This is a genomic window from Caballeronia sp. HLA56 (genome assembly GCF_054655155.1).
This window is the reverse complement of the sequence record NZ_BAAHOB010000001.1, coordinates 642,486-660,992: the sequence shown is the minus strand read 5'-3', so window position 1 is coordinate 660,992 and position 18,507 is coordinate 642,486. Positions and strand designations below refer to the sequence as shown.

Here is an 18,507-nt window from a genome sequence, read left to right as displayed (position 1 = left end):
TTACATAACACAAATTAGCAAACTTTTTGTTTGTAGCGGCAATATCCTGATGTCGTGCTCCGGGGCTGCGGCGATCATTTGAATCTGGTCTCGACATTGGTTGCTGGCCACACGCTCAGATGTCGCGCCGCGGCCAGGCTAGCATCAAGTCCACGCCACATGCACCCGGTCCAGATCCCGATCCAACTGATAAGCCGCGCTGATCAAAGCCAGATGCGTCAGCGCTTGTGGAAAATTACCCAGCGCCTCGCCATTGGTCGCTACTTCCTCAGAAAATAACCCCACATGGTTTGCATATGCGAGCATCTTCTCGAACACGAGCCGGCCTTCATCCACACGGCCGGAGCGCGCCAACGCTTCCGCATACCAGAACGAACATGCGCTGAAGCCGCCTTCCAGGCCCGGTAATCCATCGAGCGTCGAGCCGCGTGTATAGCGAAAAATCAGCGGATCGACACGTAATTCGCGGCCGATTGCATCGAGCGTACCGACCCAGCGCGGATCTTTCGGACCGATGAAACGCACGAGCGGCATCATCAACGTGGAGGCATCGAGCGTCGCTGAACCCGGCGTCTGCACGAACGATTTCAACTCCTCGTTCCAGAACTCCTCGTGAATGTCGCGATGAATCTCATCGCGCGTCTTGAACCACTTTGCAAGCGGCGCAGGCAGCGAACGCTTCTCCGCGAGCCGCAACGCGCGATCCACCGCGACCCAGCACATGAGCCGCGAATGCAGCAACGGACGCGTGCCGTTGCGAAACTCCCAGATACCGTGATCGGCTTCGCGCCAGTGCTCGACCACATAGTCGACGGTACGCGTCACATGCTTCCAGCCTTCATACGAGATAGCCGCACCGTACTTGTTGTAGAGATATAACGAATCGAGCAACGCACCGTAGACATCGAGCTGCATCTGCTCGCGCGCCTCGTTGCCGACCACGACCTTCGCCTGCGTGGCCTCGGCGAAGTTCCTGAGCTCCGCCTCTTCGAGCGCGGTTTCACCATCGACGGCATACATCACGCGCAAGGAGCCGTCCGAACTGCAATCGCGATTGCGCTCGCCAATCCATTTCATGAAGCGTTCCGCTTCGCCCGTGTAGCCGAGTCTGAGCAGCGCATAGACCGAGAACGCGGCATCGCGAATCCATGTAAAACGATAGTCCCAGCGACGCGATCCATCTTGCGACTCCGGCAAGCCGAAGGTCGGTGCGGCAACGATAGCGCCGAACTCGTCCGAGCTGAGCAGCTTCAACGTGAGGGCCGAACGCAACACGACTTCACGGTAACGTCCGCGATACGTCGATCGCGACGACCACTCCTTCCAATAATCGATGGTCTCGGCAAGGATGCTCTCGAAGTTCGATTCGAGCTTTTGCAAGTCGTCGCCTGCGCCGAGCGCGAAGCATGCGGAGTCGCCAGCCTTCAATTCGAGCGTGGCGTAAGCGTCGTTATTCTGGATGTCCAGCGGGACACTTGCCAGCAACTGGACGGACGCGGTCTTGTCGTCCGGAATGAATTCGATGCCCTTCTTCACTGCGCGCGCGCCATGGCGAATGCGCGCGTAATCGAAGCGCGGCGCGCAACGCACATCGAGCGTCATGGTTCCATGAATGAGCCGCACGATACGCATGACGCAGTTGGGCACGGCATCGACCCTCGCCTCGCCCGATGGCACCGGCATGAGATCGAGCAATTCGCATACGCCATCGTGCGTCATGAAACGCGTGAGCAGCACGTTCGTTTCGGGCAGATACATCTGCTTGACGTTCGCCTGCTCCTCTCTTGGCGTGATCGCGAATGCGCCGCCGTGCTCGCCATCGAGAAGCTCGGCAAAGAGCGTCGGCGAATCGATGCGCGGAAAGCACATGAAGTCGATGGCGCCGCGCAACGACACGAGAGCGGACGTCTTCATGTTGCCGATCATGCCGCGTGCATCGATGGGAATCTTTTTAGGCGGAACTTCTTGGGATGGATGGCCCATGAGAATGCCTTTGGCCTGACTTCAGCCTGTGTGTAATGCGAGTCGGTCGGTCTGCCTGATCACGCCGAACACGCAAGACACGTTCCCGTTTTTGTCGTCCTTCTGTCGTATGTCGGTCGACATCTAACGCGCCGCAGTGCGCGCGTCGGCCTCCGACGCACCGCTGGCCATCGGCGCGGACGCTTCGATGGCGAGAGCTTGCGCCGGCTCGGCATTTAGTTCGGCATGCCGCGACGACTTGCCGAAGCTCGCGATATAAACCGTTGCCGCCACGACGACGGCCACGAGCACCGCCACCACTGCCACTCCAGACGTGTTTCGCTTCATCCAGGCTCCCAATCGGATACGATGTTGCCGGCACGCGAAAACGCCCGGTCGCCAAGACTCGAAGATAGCCGATTAACGGATTTCCGTCCGTGCAAGGCACAACATAGCCACCATCCGCCAGGAATCTACTCATGCATGCTGTGTCGGCATTCAATCTGGTGCTTGTCTCGCTCATCGCCATCATCGCGCTGGAAGTGCTGGCGCGGCGCCTGAATCTGCCGCCCGCAGCCGCGCTGTTGGTGGGCGGCGCGGCCATGGCATTCATTCCCGGCACGCCGCATTTCGAGCTCGACCCGGAACTCGTGCTCGTCGTGTTTCTGCCGCCGCTCTTGATGTATGGCGCGTATTTCTTCGTATGGGACGACTTCAAGCGTAATCTCAGCGGCATCATGCTGCTCGCCATAGGCGCGGTCGCCTTTACGACCTTCGCGGTCGGCTATGCCGTGCATCTGGTCGTGCCCGCCCTGCCCTGGGCCGCGTGCTTCGCGCTCGGTGCCGTGGTATCCCCGCCGGATGCCGTCGCCGCGAAGGCCGTGCTGGAACGCGTCGCGTTGCCTCGACGGCTCATGGTGCTGCTCGAAGGCGAAAGTCTGCTCAACGACGCCGCGGGTCTCGTGCTGTTTCGCTTTGCGGTGGCCGCCGCATTGAGCGGCATGTTCAGCGCGCCGCGTGCGCTCGGCAGCTTTGCCGTGCTCGCGGTCGGCGGCGTGATCGTGGGCGTGGTGGCGGGATTCATCGCGGTGCGGCTGTTGCGCGCGCTCGAGGACGATTACCTCGTCATCACGACATCGATGCTCACCGCGTGGGTCAGCTACATCGCGGCGGAAGAGCTGGGCGTTTCGAGCGTGATCGCGACCGTCACGTGCGGGATGGTGGTCGGCTGGCATCAGCATGACGTCTTCTCGGCGGCGCAGCGCATGCGCGGCACGGCGTTCTGGCAAGTGGTCGTGTTCGTGCTGGAATCGCTCGTGTTCGTGCTGATCGGACTGTCGCTGCGCGGTATCGTGACGCGTCTGGGCGGCGCAGGCAACGCCTTCGAATTGCTCGCGCCAGCGACGGGCGCGGTGATCGCCGTCGTGGTCCTGTCGCGTTTCGTGTGGGTCTATGCCGTGGAAGCTGTCAAAAGCGCGATATGGCACGCCACCGGGCGAAAGGACCGCAACGAGGACGGTGAGCCGAACGCTATCGTTCCGAACTGGCGCGCGGCCACGGTCATCGGCTGGGCAGGCATGCGCGGGGTGGTAACGCTGGCTGTCTCGTTGTCCTTGCCCGATTCGATGCCCGGACGCGACCTCATTCTCTTCGCGGGCTTTGCCGTCATTCTGGTCACGGTGCTGCTGCAGGGCACGACTATCGGCCCGTTGATCGCCCTCCTCGCCATTCAAGGCGGCCCCGAGCGCTCGAAGCGTCATCTGAGCGAGCCGCAAGCGTGGTCGCGCCTGGAAGCGGCGCAACTCGAAGCAATCCGCCCGCTTGTTCACGATGCGCAGGGCAACGTCATCCATCCGCGTCTCTTCGAGCAATACTCGTATCGGGCGAGCCTCTCGCAACGCTTCCAGTCGCTGGATGATTTTCCGGTCGATGCCCGCCGTGCTCATTACGATGTCGTGCTCGCGGGCCTGGCGGCCGGTCGCGCGGAGCTACTCAAGATGCATCGCAGCGGCCTGATCCACGATTCGCTGCTGCATTCGCTCGAACGCGAATTCGATCTGCAGGAAGTCTCGGCGTTGCTCGCAAGAGGATAAACCGCCGCGAAGCCTCGTACCGTGTTGCTTAGCCCGACACGCCATCGAGCCGCGCCGCGTCTTCGCGCGGCTTCTTCTTGCCGCGCCTCGACAGCAGATTCAAGCCTTCGACGAAGCCCGCAAAACCCATCGCCGCATAGATATAACCCTTCGGTACGTGCGTGCCGAAGCCTTCGGCGATCAACGTCATCGCAATCACGAGCAGGAAGCTCAAGGCCAGCGTGACCACGGTCGGATTGCGCTCGATGAAGCGTGACAGCGGTTGTGCGGCAAACAGCATGGTGGCGACCGCGAAAATCACTGCGATAAACATGATCGGCAGATGCTCCGTCATGCCGACCGCCGTGATGATGCTGTCGACTGAGAACACGAGATCGAGCAACAGAATCTGACCGATGGCCGCCCATGCCGTCAGGCTTGCTACGCCCGATACCGCGCCCGGCGCATGCGCGTCCTTGTTCACGTGATGACGCATCTCGGTGGTGGCCTTCCATACCAGGAACAGACCGCCCGCGAGTAAGATCAGATCGCGCCATGAAAACGCGTGCTCGAACACGGTGAACACCGGTTGAGTCAGTTGCGCAATCCACGCCACCGTGCCGAGCAAGACGAGCCGCATGACGAGCGCAAGCATGATGCCGAGACGCTGCGTGCGTGCGCGTTGCGCTTCGGGCAGCTTGTTGCTGAGTATCGAAATGAAGACCAGATTGTCGATGCCGAGCACCACTTCCATCACGATGAGCGTGACGAGTGCAGCCCAGACGGCGGGGTCGGTAGCGAGCGCGAGAAGGTATTCCATGAGCAGTGGGATATTGTTGTCGATAGGTGACCGAGCCCTGATGATGGCGAAATTACGTGATCGGAAAAATCAGTGATAATCGAATCCATACTTCGGTTTTTTCGAATACATGGATGGAGGCATCAATCGCATGCTCAACTATCGACATCTGCATTACTTCTGGGTCGTGGTCAAGGAAGGCGGTTTTGCACGCGCGGCGGAACGGCTCGACATGGCCGTGCAGACCATCAGCGCACAGGTGCGCGAACTCGAGAAATCGCTCGGTCATCAATTACTGAAGCCATCGGGACGCGGCGTGACGATGACCGAAGCCGGCAACGCGGCCTATGCCCGCGCCGAGGAAATTTTTCAGATTGGTCAGCATATTGCGGACGAAGTGCGCGAGGCCGCAAGCGGAAAGCTTGCGCGGCTTGCCGTGGGTTTGTCGGATGGCATATCCAAGCTGGCGGCGCATGCGCTACTCGAACCCGTACTCGGCAATCCGGCGCTGCGTCTCTTGTGTCACGAAGGCGAGACCGACGAACTGCTCGGCGAGCTTGCGCTGCATCGGCTGGATCTCGTGCTTGCAAGCCAGCCTGCACCGCACAATCACAATCTGCGTTTGACGAGCGAGCGGTTGATCGCCTCGCCCGTTGACTGGTATGGGCCGGCGTCTGTCGTGCGCAAGAGCGCGGTCGATCAATTTCCCGACAGCCTCGCCGCATTGCCCATGCTTTTGCCAACCGGACACTCGTCGTTGCGCGCGCGTCTGGACAGATGGCTGGAGACGGAGCGTATCGTGCCGCGCATTGTCGGCGAATTCGAGGATAGCGCCTTGATGGCCGTGTTCGGTGCGCGTGGGCTCGGCGTGTTTCCGCTGGCCGAATTCGGTGCGGGCGAGACGCCGTTGTTACGCGGTCTTCGCTGGCTAGGCCGTTCCGAGGAAGTGAAAGAAGAGATTTACGCGATCGTGTCGCGACGTGGAAGGCATCATCCTTTGACTCAGGAAGTGCTGGCTCGGGCAGCTTCCTAGACTAATGCAACTTCGGTTTTTCCGAAGTTCGAGTTCTGCTCACCCTGCTTTTTCTTACGCTTGCCAAACCTTACGCTGGTTCACATCCAACGAGGAGGCATACATGAAGGTCCTTTTCAAATCGCGTGAACCTGAAGCTATCGCCATGCACGAACTCGCCAAGACGCGCAGTGAGTTCGTGTTTCGCCGGCTTGCATGGCTGATTTCGAAGGCCACCGTCAGTCTCTCCGATATCAACGGCCCGCGTGGCGGCGTCGACAAGCGCTGTCAGGTGGAAGTGCAGATAGACCGGAGCAATACGGTGGTGGCAACATCGATAGCGCGTGACTGGCGAGGCGCAATCGATCTTGCCTTGGCACGCGCGGCGCGCACGCTGGTGCGTAAGCGCCAAAGCGCGAAGCTCGCGCGGCGGGTGCGTGCGCGAAGTGTTGCCTACAAGCTTGCGCCGGACGAAACAGCGGATCAAGCACTCACGCCTGCTGGCGCATGATCAGCGCGTCGAGTCGGGCGGCACAGGATTTTTGTCCTGTGACGAGGGCAGTGCGTTCTCGCTGTCCTCGTGCTTTTGCTTCTCTGCTGTGTCGACGTCCGTCTGTGTGGTGTTGGGAGTCGCGGGCTTACCCTGCGGTTCGTCCATGTCGTCGGCAGTTGCGCGGGGAACGGATGTCATGTCGAGCTCCTTTGAAAAAGGTCGGCACGAAAATGCAGCAAACGCCAGGCCCGCGATACCAGTAGGCGCTTGGGCGGCCGTCTTCAGCACGACCTCCGTCATTGGCCGTTCCCGTGAGATCGAATGGCTTCTTGAGGTACTTCAGTTCACGAAGGGCAGCTTTCGGTCACGCGCCTCGGATAGCATCGACACAGTGATCTTGCGCACTTCGAGCTTGCTCTGCGTGATGTGCGCGCGCAGCAGCATAGCGGCTTCGCCATGTCTGCCGCGATCGATGTAATTCAGCATGGTCGAGTGTTCTTCGTAAGTCGCGCTGGTGCGGTGTGCCTTCAGAAAGTCCAGCCGCCGCATGATCCTGATCCGCTCCGTCACTTCGTCGTGCACGCGCAGGATTTCCGCGTTGCCCGTCGCGCTTACAATGCCGCGATGAAAATTCTCGTCCATGTTGAACATGGCGACGGGATCGCTTTCGCGCGCTTCGGGCGAGACGCACCACACTTCCTTCAGTGCATCGATATGAGGATAAGGCGGCGGCGTATTACCGAGCTTGTCGAGCGAGGCGACTTCGAGAACGATACGCAAGTCATACAACTGGTCTAGCTGGTCGAAGTTGATGTCCGACACTTTCCAGCCGCGCCGGAAACCAACTTCGAGATAACCTTCGCGCAGCAGGCGGAACAGCGCGTCGCGCATGGGTGTGCGCGACACGCCGTAATGTTGCGCGATGTCGGTCTCCGAAAAGCGATCGCCCGGGAATAGCCGGAAATTGAAGATGTCCTGCTTGAGAAGCTGGTACACCTGTTCCGCTAGCGGGTTGGCGCTCTGGACAGTCCGCGTGAGCGTCGCGTCCGGTGCCTCGAATGCGAGCGCTGCGGTTCCGCGAGATTTAAGCGAGCCGATGCCGTGTCTCCATCATGATGCAACGATTATCGCCCTTTTACGGCGCGTCGATGAGGCTGACATGCGCCGCCACGATGATCCATCCGTTGAACGCGGACGATGCGTCGCCCAGCCGCGCCCACGTTTGCATCTGGCGACCGAGCAAGGGCGTGACGTCGCTCGTGAATTCGGTGCTCACGGTCGCGAGATCGTCCCCGAAAGCCGTCACCACCGTGCCATGCAGCCGTCGCGATGGCGGCACCGGCGCGGCCGCTTCACGCCACGCGCGAATCGCTTCGCCGCCGTGCTGAACTTCGGCTATACCGTAACGCACCGTCTCGGGCGCATTCCAGAAGAGCATGTTCATGGTCTCGACATCGTTATCGACGAGCGCACGTTCGTATGCGACGAACGCGGCGCTTACTTCCGCAACCACCTCGGCGCGATTCACCGCAAGCGTCATGCTCGGTTCTCCGTTAAGTCGGCGAGCGTCGCGGTCCAGCCCACGATGCCGCCTTGCGAACGAATCATGTCGATGGTCGCGTCCTTGAACGCGGGAATGTAGCTCGCGGTCGCGTCTTCGATAAGAAGACATTCATAGCCGCGGTCATTGGCCTCGCGCATGCTGGTCTGTACGCAGACTTCGGTCGTCACGCCCGCGAACACGAGATGCGTGACCGAACGCTCTGCGAGTTCTTCGGCGAGGCGCGTCGCGTAGAAGGCGCCCTTGCCCGGCTTGTCGATGACGAGCTCGCCTTCGACGGGCGCGAGTGCATCGATGATCGCGTTGCCCGGCTCGCCGCGCACGAGGATGCGTCCCATCGGTCCTTCATCGCCGATACGTGCCTGCGGCGCTCCGCGCAAGCGCTTCGCGGGCGGGCAATCCGACAGATCGGCGGCATGCGATTCGCGCGTATGCACCACAGACCAGCCTTGTTCGCGCGCATGTTCAATAAGACGCTGCACCGTCGGCACGATGGACGACAGCAGCGACACGTCGTTGCCCAACGCTTCCCCGAAGCCACCGGGCTCGATGAAATCGCGTTGCATGTCGATGACGACGAGCGCGGTCGTGTTCGCTTCGAACGTGTAAGGGGACGGCTTTGCGCCGTTCAAGGTCGGCATGTGGTCAGCCCTTGTAATGGCGTGCGGGTGCGGGAAAACCGCACGATTGACCGTCCGTGATCTTCACTTCGTCTTCCCACGGCAGATGATATTCGCCGCGCACCATGTCCTGCATGAACGTGTAGGGACAATCGCGCGCACCGCCTTTCACGGCGACATAACCGCGATGCCCGAACTGGTAGATGTTGTTTTCCACGCCCCAATGCACGCGCGCTTCGCGAACGAGGTCCGGGCGCATTTCGCAAGTGATGATCTCATCCGGCCGATGACTGCCCTCGACCATGATGGTGCCGTCGAAGTCGCAGAACATGCCTTCGCCCATGGAATCGAACGAACCATCCGTACCGCAGAGACAAACGCTTGCCGTTTGCGCGAGGTTCTGAAATGCGTTCGATTGATTCGTGATGCGCCATGCGTGGCGAATGGGCGCGGTGTAGCCCGCCGTGCGCAGAATGATTTCAGCGCCCTTATACGCGGCCTCGCGCGCCATCTCTGGAAACATGCCGTCATGGCAGATGATCAGGGAAAGTTTCGCACCGTTCGGTCCGATGCAAACCGGCACGCCTACATTGCCCGGTTCCCACGGTTCGACCGGAACCCACGGATGCAGCTTGCGGTAATAGAGCTTGATCTCGCCTTGTTCGTCGATAACGATACCGCTGTTATAAGGATTGCCTCCGCGATTGCGCTCCATGATCGAAAAGCAGCCCCAAATTCGATGTTCGATGCACGCGTCCTTGAAAGCCCGCACTTCTGGACCATCGAGATCGCACATGATGTCGTCGTCGATACGCATCGAGAGGCCGTGCAGCGCGTATTCGGGGAACACGACGAGGTCCATCGCCGGATTGTTGCGCCGCGCCTTGCCAACCATCTCGACGATACGCCGCGTCTGCGCCGCGAGATCCGCGGGCGTCGCAACGTCGGGATTCTGCAATTGCACGAGACCTATCACCATTCCTTGAGGCGATTTGTTGAGACCGCCCAGTCCGCTCGAACTCATTCGTTACGCTCCTTGTTGTTCACGCATGCGCGGTGACGGGTTCGGCCGCACCGCTATCCATGCTGTCACCGTGACCGGCCATGTGCCGCCCCAGCGTGACGCGATCCGCGGTACTCGCGGCGCTTTCATGCACGAGCCGCCCTTCGGCGATCACCGCGATGCGATCCGCGAGTTCCAGCAGTTCATCGAGGTCTTCGCTCACGAGCAGCACGGCGGCGCCCGTGTCGCGTGCGGCGAGAATGCGCGCATGGATATCCGCGACCGATGCGAAGTCCAGCCCGAACACAGGATTCGCGACGATCAGCACATCCACCGCTTGCCCCAGTTCACGCGCCAGCACCGCGCGTTGCACATTGCCGCCCGACAACGTGCCGATGGCGCGCGCAGGCACGGGCGGGCGCACGTTGAAGTCGGCAATCAAGCGTTCCGCGCGTTCACGCATAGCACGGCGGTCCAGACGCCAGCCGCCTTGCTTCATCGGCGCGCGATCGAAATCGCGCAGCGCAAGATTCTCCGCGATACTCATGCCCGCCACGCATGCATTGCGCAGCGGCTCTTCGGGTAACGCAAAAACCCGCAGACGGGTCATCTCGTCGCGTGTCGCCGTGTAGGGTTCGCCATGCATGCGCATCTCGCCTGCATGCACACGGCGCTGGCCGACGAGCGCTTCGATCAGTTCCTTCTGTCCATTGCCCGACACGCCTGCAATGCCGAGTATCTCGCCCGACTTCACCGCAAGCGACACTTCACGCACGGCCATATGTCCGCGATCATCCACGACGCATAGGCCGGACAACGCGAGACGCACGGGTGCATCGACAGCGAGCGGCTTGCGCGGCGGACGCTCGACATCCGTTGCGGCATGAGGCGCGTCGCCGCCCATCATCATCGCGGCAAGGCTGTCGCGATTCGTGTCCGCCACTCGGCTCGTTCCGACGAGTTTGCCTTTGCGCAGCACGGTGACGTCATCGGCATAAGACATCACCTCGCGGAACTTGTGCGTGATCATGAGGACCGTCAACGCGCCACTCGAAGCAAGATCGCGCATCAACCCCAGCACTTCGTCGGCTTCTTGCGGCGTGAGCACTGAAGTGGGTTCGTCGAGAATCAGGAAGCGTTGCTGCAAATAGAGTTGCTTGAGTATCTCCAGCTTCTGCTTTTCACCAGCGGCAAGACTCGCGACGGGCGTATCGAGCGCAAGACGAAACGGCATGCCGCGCATGAAGGCATCGAGCGCGGCGCGTTCCTTCGGCCAGTCGATCTTCCACGACAACCGGCCCCGCGCGAGCAGTAGATTCTCTTCAACGGAAAGCCCCGCTGCCAGCGTGAAATGCTGATACACCATGCCGATGCCAAGCGCCTGTGCATCGCGGGGCGAAGCGATCTTCACTTGACGGCTATCCGCGACGATCTCGCCTCGATCGAGCACGCCGTATCCCACGAGTCCCTTCACGAGCGTGCTCTTGCCTGCGCCGTTCTCGCCGAGCAGCGCATGTACGGTGCCGGGGCGCACTTTTAGCGTGACATCGTCGAGCGCGGTAAACGCGCCGAAAAGCTTGGTCGCGCCGACCACTTCGACTCCCAGAGCTTGGCGAGCGGGCGTCATGGCGTTAGCGTCCGAGCGTGGCGAGCATCGACGCCGAGTCCGATACCGTGCCGAACACGCCGCCCTGCATGAGCACCATGCTCAGCGCCGCGTCGTGATTGCTTTTGTCGGTGGCGCCGCAGCAATCGGCGAGCAGCGTGCATTCGAAGCCGCGGTCGTTGGCCTCGCGCATCGTCGTATGAACGCATACATCGGTGGTGATGCCCGTGAGCACGAGATTCACGATGCCGCGCGTGCGCAGGATGAGTTCGAGATCGGTGGCGCAGAACGAGCCCTTGCCCGGCTTGTCGATAACGATTTCGCCCGCCACTGGCGCGAGTTCATCGATGATCTCCCAGCCCGGTTCGCCGCGCACGAGGATCTTGCCGCAAGGACCGTCGTCGCCGATACCCACGCCACCCGTGCCTACTTGCCGGCTGCGCCAGCGCTTGTTGGCAGGCAGATCCGACAAATCCGGCCGATGCCCCTCTCGCGTATGAATGATCGTGAAGCCCTGTTCGCGCATGAGCTTGAGCACGTTCCTGATCGGCTCGATAGGCGCGCGCGTGAGCGACAGGTCGTAGCCCATCTTGTCGACATAGCCGCCGATGCCGCAGAAGTCCGTCTGCATGTCGATGATGATGAGCGCGGTGTTATCGGCGCGCAGGTTGCCGTCGTAGGGCCACGGATAGGGACGAGCCTCGATGAAGCGGGTCATGAGCGTTTCTCCGGAAGATGACATCAGCGTGTGAGGCTCAGTTCACCGGGCGCGCCGGCAAGGGTTCGGTCGGGACGGCAGTTGATGACCATGATTGCGAGCGTGAGGACATAGGGCGCTGCGTTGTAGAGGTAATAGCCGCTCGTCACGCCTATGGCCTGCAACGCGGGACCGAGCGCGCCTGCCGCGCCGAAGATGAGCGCGGCCCACAGGCAGCGCAGCGGCTGCCAGCGCGCGAAGATCACGAGCGCGACGGCCATGAGACCCTGGCCGCTCGACAGGCCTTCGTTCCAGCTGCCGGGATAGACGAGCGACAGATACGCGCCGCCCACGCCCGCCAGCAAGCCGCCAACGGCCGTGGCAACGATACGCACACGCGTGATCGGATAGCCCATGGCGCGCGCACTTTCCGCGTTCTCGCCGACGAGCCGCAGGGCCATGCCCCAGCGCGTATGACGCAAGCCCCATTGCAACGCGAACGCGAGCACCACACCGATCACGAAGAGCGGATTGATATGCAGCGCGTTATGCAATTGCGCGGATGCGCTCCAGCCGCCGAGATCGATGGAAGGCAGCATCGGCGCTTGCGGTTCGATGAAGGGCTTGCCGAGATAGAACGCGAGGCCGGTGCCCGCAAGCATCAACGCAATGCCGAACGCGATATCCGACACGCGCGGCAACGAGCAGACGAGACCATGCAGGCAACCGAGCACGAAGCCCGTGGCCGCTGCCGCAAGCACGCCGATCCACGGTGAGCCCGACAGATAAGCCGCCGCGTAGCCCGTCATCGCGCCGGAGACGAGAATGCCTTCGAGCCCGAGATTGACGCGCCCGCCCTTCTCGGTCAGGCATTCACCGATACTCACGAAAAGATAAGGCGTGCTCACGCGAATGGCGCCCGCGAACAGCGAGAGCAACAGCACGACAGCGGGCGATTGAGCATCAGGCATGAGTCCCCTCCAGTCGAACCGTGGAACGCGCGAGCGCCGCTGCCTGCAACTTCACGCGCCACGCGGTAATCCTGCCGCCGAGCGCTTCCCACGCGAGCAGGTTGGCGAACAACAGACCTTGTAGAACGAGCGTGGTGGCATCGGGCAGGCCGAGGCGCCGTTGCAGCAAACTACCGCTTGCTTCGATCCCGCCGACGAGCACCGCGCACAGGATGATCGCGAGCGGATTCTGACGCGCGGCGAAGGCCACGAGAATGCCCGCATAGCCATAACCCGCGAGCAGCGACGCATTCGCGCTGCCCTGCACGGCCGCGACTTCGAACATGCCCGCGAGTCCCGCCGCCGCGCCGCCGAGCATGCAAGCCGTGAGCGCGAGCCTCGTCACCGGCAAGCCGACCAGACGCGCCGCGTGATGATTGCCGCCTGCCACACGCATCGCGAAGCCCTTGGTGCTCTGGCGCACGAAGACCCACGCGGCCACACATGCCAGCGCGCCCCATAGCAAGCCCCAGTGGACGTCGAGGCCGGGCAGCGAGCCGATCATCAAGGCATCGGGAACGGGAGGCGTGGAGGGCTTGTTGAGGCTTGCCGGATCGCGCAACGGGCCTTCGACGAGATGCTTGAAGAGCGCGATGGCGATATACGACATCAAAAGGCTGCTGATGGTCTCGTTGACGCCGCGCCATTGCCGCATCGCGCCGATGGCACCGATCCAAAGCGCGCCCGCGAGCATTCCGGCGACCGCCATCAGCGGCGTGGCGACGAACCACGGCAACGATGCAGGAACGATGGACGGCACGATGGCCGCGCCGAGGCCGCCGAGCGCCAGCGCGCCTTCGCCACCAATCACGATCAAACCGACTTGAGCCGGCAACGCGACACACAACGCGGTCAGCATGAGCGGCGCCGCGCGCAGCAATGTGCTCTGCCATGCAAACGACGAACCGAATGCGCCTTGCACGATGAGCCCGAGCGCATCCAGCGCAGGCTGTCCCTGCACCAGCAGAAAGAGCGAGAACAGCACCAGCGTGCCGACGAGCGCGCACAACGTGGGCAGCGCGGGCAAGACGCCGAGCAGGAGCCGTGGACCGAGCGCGCCTGAATTCGAACCGATCACAGTGGACATCCGCGGCTCCTATCGATTGCAGATAATCAGATTTGCCCCACCACACCCGCCACGAGATAGTTCATGCTCTCGAGCGCGATGTCCGTCTGCGGATGACTCGTGCCCGCCGCGATTGCCGTGCCGCCCTTGTTGTCCTTCATCGGCCCCTTGAAGATGGCGTAGTCGCCCGCGACCATCTTCGTCTTGATGGCGTCTGCGTTGGTCTTCGCATCGGCCGTGACCTTCGCGCCGTATGGCGACATCTTCACGAAGCCTTCCTTGAGGCCGCCGCGCAGAATGTTGGGCTGCGGCTTGCCGCTTTGCGCATCCGTGACGAGTTCCTTGTAGGGCGTCGCCCAGTCCCATTCCGCGCCCGTGAGATAACCCTTCGGCGCGAGCGCGGCCTGGCTCGCGTGATAACCGCAACTCATCGCACCGCGCTTCTCCGCTGTTTCGATGACGACCTTGGGACCATCGACGTGACACGTAAGCACATCGCAGCCTTGATCGATGAGACTGTTGGTCGCTTCGGCTTCCTTGACGGGCATCGACCAGTCGCCGGTGAAGATCACGTTCGTCGTGATGGCCGGATCGACCGATTGCGCGCCCAGCGTGAACGCGTTGATGTTGCGCAGCACCTGCGGAATGGGCTTGGCCGCGACGAAGCCGAGCTTCTTGCTCTTGCTCATATGACCCGCGACGACGCCGTTCAGATACTGACATTCGTCGATATAACCGAAGTAGCTCGCGATATTCGAAGGGTTGCCTTGCTTCCACAATCCGCCGCAATGCGCGAAGCGCACCTTCGGATACTTCGCGGCCATCTTCAGGACGTGAGGATCGAAATAACCGAACGAGGTCGCGAAGATGAGCGTGGCGCCGTCCTGCTCGATCATCGCTTCCATGGTCTTTTGCACGGCCACGGTTTCGGGCACGTTCTCTTCCTCGACCACTTTCACGTTGGGTAGCTTCTTGATGACTGCAGCGGCTTGCGCCTGCGCCTGGTTGTAGCCGTAGTCGCCGCGCGCGCCGACGTAGATCACGCCGACCGTGAGATTGCTCGCGCCGAACGCCAGATCGAACGGCAATGCACTGCCGAGCGCGAGCGCGCCCGCGCCCTTGATGAACTCACGGCGGTTGGTCATGGTCTCAATTCCTGTGTGGTTGGGTCGTTGGAGGTTTGACTGTCGAGCCAGGCGCGCCAGCCGCAAAAACGCGTGATGTCGCGCGCGCCGCTTTCGGCAGTGACGGCAAGCGGTTCGCAGATGAAGCCTTTGACGATGCGGCCATCCGCCGTCTCGATGCTGCCAATGCCAAGCGGCGCCGGAATCGCTTCGACGAACGCGCCAAAGGTGCGCACGGGCATGTCCCATATTTCGATGGCAATGGCTTGCCCGGCTTGCCCCGCAGAATTCGCGCGCACGAGGCCCGGCTTCGGCGGCTGCGTGTTCGCAAGCGCGAATAGCTGATAGTTAGCCGAGGTCGTCGTCGCTTCGACGAAGCGCGCGCCGGCCTTGCGCATCTGCCATTCGAGCGGCATGCCGCGTAGATGCGCGCCAACCACCGCAAGCTGCACGGTCGGCTCGTTGAACGGCAATGGCTTCGCTGCAACGGCATCTTGCTTCTGCATGCCTTCGAACTGCGCACCGAGCATGGCGAGCCGCTGATCGGCGCCAGCGGGCGCGATCAACGTGATGCCGGCGGGCAAGCCATCGGCGCGCGGGATGCCCGGCACCGCGAGCGCGCACAGATCGAGCAGGTTGACGAAGTTCGTGTAAAGCCCGAGACGGCTATTCACTTCGATAGGGTTCGCGCGCACTTCATCGATGGTCGGATGCGTCGGCGTCGTCGGCACGATCAACACGTCCACGCTTTCGAAGAGCGCGTCGGCGTGGCGCTTCAAGCGTGCGAGTTCATACTGGCCGTTGAAGGCATCGGCGGCGCTGAAGTTGTCGGCCTTGCCGATCACCTTTGCAACCACCGGGTCGATATCGTCGTGATTCGTCTTGAAGAAGTCGCCTAACGCGGCGCGCCGTTCGGCGACCCACGGACCGTCGTAAAGCAGCGCAGCGACTTGCTGCATTGGCGCAAAGGCGAACGTCGACGGCTTGAGCGCGAGCTTTTCGAGTGTCGCGGCGAAGGCATCGGCGGCGGCGGCATCGCCGAAGAATTCCAGCGTGTCGGGAATGGCGACGCGCAAGGCTTGCGGCGCAAGCGGCAAAACCGGCAAGGAAGGAATGCGGCGCGAATAGCCATCGGCTGCGTCGAACGCGGCCATCGTCGAGAGGACGTGCCAGGCGTCGGCTACGTCATGCGCGAAGATCGAGATCGTATCGAGGCTCTTGCATGCGGGCACCACGCCGCGCTTGCTGACGAGACCCAGCGTCGGCTTAAGTCCAACGAGACCGTTAAAGCCTGCTGGCACACGGCCGGAGCCCGCTGTATCGGTTCCAAGCGAGAACGCGACGATGCCCGCCGCGACCGCTATCGCCGAACCCGAGCTCGATCCGCCCGAGATGTATGCGTCGTGATCGACCTGACGTACCGCGCCGAAAGGCGAGCGCGTACCGACGAGGCCCGTTGCAAACTGATCGAGATTGGTCTTGCCGATAAGCACCGCGCCCGCATCGAGCAAACGCTGCACGGCGAACGCCGTCTCTTGCGGCGTATAGGCAAATGCGGGGCACGCGGCGGTGGTGGTCAAGCCTGCCACGTCGATGTTGTCCTTCACCGCGAAGGGCACGCCGAGAAGCGGCTTGCGCGCGAAGATCGCGCCGCCCTCTTCGGCGAGTTCATGCGCAAGGCTCGCGGCACGCGCACGAAGGTCGGCATGAGGCACGCGCAGCAGCCAGGCTTCGGGCCGATTGCTTGCATCGAGCCTGCGCAGCACTTCTTCGATCATGCCGATCGGATCAGTGCTGCCTTGCCTATACGATTCGATAAGCTCGTGTACGCCTGAAAGCGGGTCGTGGGACATGAGTTCAATCTTGAATACAAGTTGAACGTCACTTTGCAGCATCTGTGCCAGTCAAGGCCAACACGCTGAAAAGCCTTTATCCGTGGGGCTTCGTGCGTGGTCTGGTGTCTCATGCAAGAGGACTGATCACGTCCCAACATGGTTCGCGCAGCGTTCAAGTTGGTGCGCGGCTCCCGCTTGAAGTGCGCGAAAGACTTCAGTCGAACCCGCCTTCGGGCACGCCCTTCATGGACATGAACAGCATCCGCAACTCGCTGCCGATGCCATGAAAATGGCAGAGAAACGTGTTCTGGTCTGCGTAATACCAAGGCGTATTCAGTTCACGGAAACTGACCAATTCGGTCGATTCCCGCGCTGGCAAGACACCATTCGCTTCAAATTCGAACATGAAGTGCGCCTGATCGCCATGATTGGAAAAGGTCCAGCTTAGATCGTCCAGCCCGCGAATACGGTCGAGCGTGCCCTGCAGCACGCGCGCGTTGACGTCGGTATTGCGAAAGCCCATGACGCCGGAGTTGAAAGGCCAGCCGGCGATATCCGCGCTCAGCACGCGCTCGCGTCCCTCCATGAAGTCTTCGAGCTTGACGGTGCGATTGGTCGCGAGAATATCGGCATCGATCCAGAAGACCCAGTCGTGATGCGGCAAGTACTTGCTGAGCAGAAATGGCTTGGCCCAGTTGCCACACGCTTCGCGAGCAAAGTCGGCCGGCACCTCGCGATGCATGTACAAGGTGTAGCCGTGCTTTTCGCAGTAATCACGCAGGCTCGCTTCGCCAAAACATGCGTAATTCGCTATGTTCGGTGTGTACAGCATGACCACGGCGATACGCTGGCCTGGCTGATAGATCGACAGCGCTTCAGACGACACGCCTTCGGGCGGCGCTATTTCGAAGAACCGCTGTGCGCTAGCGTGACACGCGTTCACATGCCGAGCGAGCGTCGTTCCCCAGCGCGGCCCGTACTTGCTATAAAGGCGCGGGGTGAAGACAAGCGACAACGCCACGATCGGGGAAGCGTTCAGTTCGGGAAACTGAGTCGAACACGCCGAGACGATCGGGAATCTTTCGTTGACGCTATCGGCTTCGCTTTGCACGGGCAGCGCTTCGAGCAATTGATCTTCCGTGACGAACTGGCCATAGTCGTAATACGCCCGAGCCTTCGCGGCCATGCTCCTTGCAATGACGCGATTGCCTTCGGTATTTCTCAGCACCACTATCTCGCTGTTGATGCCGAAATGGCCTGTCGTCACGAGGGCATCGCGTCCGGCCATCATTGATTCGAAATCGTCGAAGCGCAGGAAGAGCGCGTTCTCGGTAGCGAAGATCAAGAGCTCGTTATCGGCTGTGCGGACCATGAGATCGCACAGCAACTGATATTTATAAACGATCCTCAGTTCAAGCGATGCAGCTCCCGCCGCGACCGGCTCGAAGCGGTGACGAGCACCCGCGCGACGGCAATATTCCGCGTGATTGACGAGCGATTCGTGAGCGTTGCGATCGAAGAAACAACTGACCAGCGTGACCATGATTGCTAAACCAGCGTAAATGGAAATGAAGGCATGAGCATAGCCAACCGTCGGGTCGAAATTGCAAATTATTGAGCGAGCCGCGTGCTTCAAATAAAGTGTAG

General features: G+C 61.5%; 18 protein-coding genes. 3 read left to right on the top strand and 15 right to left on the bottom strand.

All coding sequences use genetic code 11. The features are described from left to right. Positions 1–144 precede the first annotated feature (144 nt). Both ACYQ47_RS03090 and ACYQ47_RS03085 read right to left on the bottom strand, forming a co-directional pair. Entirely contained in the window at positions 145–1,983 is a 1,839-nt protein-coding gene (locus ACYQ47_RS03090; RefSeq protein WP_459904426.1) for a glycoside hydrolase family 15 protein, read from the bottom strand. Between the two features lie 123 nt (positions 1,984–2,106). After that, the gene (locus ACYQ47_RS03085; RefSeq protein ID WP_250466987.1) at positions 2,107–2,310 is read right to left on the bottom strand and encodes a hypothetical protein; all 204 of its coding nucleotides are present in this window, start codon (positions 2,308–2,310) and stop codon (positions 2,107–2,109) included. A 131-nt stretch (positions 2,311–2,441) separates the two neighbouring features. On the opposite strand from ACYQ47_RS03085, the gene ACYQ47_RS03080 reads away from it, so the two are divergent. Next, a complete protein-coding gene (locus ACYQ47_RS03080) occupies positions 2,442–4,055 on the top strand; it encodes a Na+/H+ antiporter (protein WP_250493389.1) in 1,614 nt (537 codons plus the stop codon). Positions 4,056–4,083: 28 nt separating this feature from the next. On the opposite strand, the gene ACYQ47_RS03075 is transcribed toward ACYQ47_RS03080, so the two are convergent. Next, a complete protein-coding gene (locus ACYQ47_RS03075) occupies positions 4,084–4,854 on the bottom strand; it encodes a TerC family protein (protein WP_250493388.1) in 771 nt (256 codons plus the stop codon). Between the two features lie 130 nt (positions 4,855–4,984). Here ACYQ47_RS03075 and ACYQ47_RS03070 point away from each other — a divergent pair, with 130 nt between their 5' ends. Both ACYQ47_RS03070 and ACYQ47_RS03065 read left to right on the top strand, forming a co-directional pair. After that, positions 4,985–5,866, top strand: a complete 882-nt coding sequence (locus tag ACYQ47_RS03070) for a LysR family transcriptional regulator (RefSeq protein ID WP_309849889.1) — start codon at positions 4,985–4,987, stop codon at positions 5,864–5,866. A gap of 103 nt (positions 5,867–5,969) precedes the next feature. After that, a complete protein-coding gene (locus ACYQ47_RS03065) occupies positions 5,970–6,356 on the top strand; it encodes an HPF/RaiA family ribosome-associated protein (RefSeq protein WP_244828189.1) in 387 nt (128 codons plus the stop codon). On the opposite strand, the gene ACYQ47_RS03060 is transcribed toward ACYQ47_RS03065, so the two are convergent. From ACYQ47_RS03060 to ACYQ47_RS03005, 12 genes are all read right to left on the bottom strand, one after another. Further along, positions 6,357–6,536, bottom strand: a complete 180-nt coding sequence (locus ACYQ47_RS03060) for a hypothetical protein (RefSeq protein WP_250510035.1) — start codon at positions 6,534–6,536, stop codon at positions 6,357–6,359. A 141-nt stretch (positions 6,537–6,677) separates the two neighbouring features. After that, on the bottom strand, positions 6,678–7,334 hold the full coding sequence (locus tag ACYQ47_RS03055; RefSeq protein ID WP_250493385.1) for a GntR family transcriptional regulator: 657 nt from the start codon (positions 7,332–7,334) through the stop codon (positions 6,678–6,680). Positions 7,335–7,473: 139 nt separating this feature from the next. After that, complete coding sequence (hpxZ, locus tag ACYQ47_RS03050) at positions 7,474–7,878, bottom strand: oxalurate catabolism protein HpxZ (RefSeq protein WP_244828195.1); 405 nt, start codon at positions 7,876–7,878, stop codon at positions 7,474–7,476. After that, complete coding sequence (locus ACYQ47_RS03045; RefSeq protein ID WP_244828197.1) at positions 7,875–8,540, bottom strand: cysteine hydrolase family protein; 666 nt, start codon at positions 8,538–8,540, stop codon at positions 7,875–7,877. The genes hpxZ and ACYQ47_RS03045 overlap by 4 nt, the downstream gene beginning before the upstream one ends. A 4-nt stretch (positions 8,541–8,544) precedes the next feature. Beyond that, positions 8,545–9,543 carry a formamidase gene (locus ACYQ47_RS03040; RefSeq protein WP_250493384.1) on the bottom strand — a complete coding sequence of 333 codons (999 nt, stop codon included), beginning with the start codon at positions 9,541–9,543 and terminating at the stop codon, positions 8,545–8,547. 19 nt (positions 9,544–9,562) lie between these two features. Continuing rightward, entirely contained in the window at positions 9,563–11,149 is a 1,587-nt protein-coding gene (locus ACYQ47_RS03035; protein WP_459904424.1) for an ABC transporter ATP-binding protein, read from the bottom strand. A gap of 4 nt (positions 11,150–11,153) precedes the next feature. After that, the gene (gene biuH / locus ACYQ47_RS03030; protein WP_459904423.1) at positions 11,154–11,846 is read right to left on the bottom strand and encodes a biuret amidohydrolase; all 693 of its coding nucleotides are present in this window, start codon (positions 11,844–11,846) and stop codon (positions 11,154–11,156) included. 23 nt (positions 11,847–11,869) lie between these two features. Continuing rightward, positions 11,870–12,796 carry an ABC transporter permease gene (locus tag ACYQ47_RS03025; RefSeq protein ID WP_309849878.1) on the bottom strand — a complete coding sequence of 309 codons (927 nt, stop codon included), beginning with the start codon at positions 12,794–12,796 and terminating at the stop codon, positions 11,870–11,872. Beyond that, entirely contained in the window at positions 12,789–13,922 is a 1,134-nt protein-coding gene (locus tag ACYQ47_RS03020; protein WP_244828204.1) for an ABC transporter permease, read from the bottom strand. Before ACYQ47_RS03020 ends, ACYQ47_RS03025 begins: the two co-directional genes overlap by 8 nt. 26 nt (positions 13,923–13,948) lie before the next feature. Further along, positions 13,949–15,046, bottom strand: a complete 1,098-nt coding sequence (locus ACYQ47_RS03015) for a BMP family ABC transporter substrate-binding protein (protein ID WP_250466967.1) — start codon at positions 15,044–15,046, stop codon at positions 13,949–13,951. Then, on the bottom strand, positions 15,043–16,878 hold the full coding sequence (atzF, locus tag ACYQ47_RS03010; protein ID WP_459904422.1) for an allophanate hydrolase: 1,836 nt from the start codon (positions 16,876–16,878) through the stop codon (positions 15,043–15,045). Before atzF ends, ACYQ47_RS03015 begins: the two co-directional genes overlap by 4 nt. Before the next feature lie 196 nt (positions 16,879–17,074). Beyond that, on the bottom strand, positions 17,075–18,403 hold the full coding sequence (locus tag ACYQ47_RS03005) for a hypothetical protein (RefSeq protein WP_459904421.1): 1,329 nt from the start codon (positions 18,401–18,403) through the stop codon (positions 17,075–17,077). Positions 18,404–18,507 lie beyond the last annotated feature (104 nt).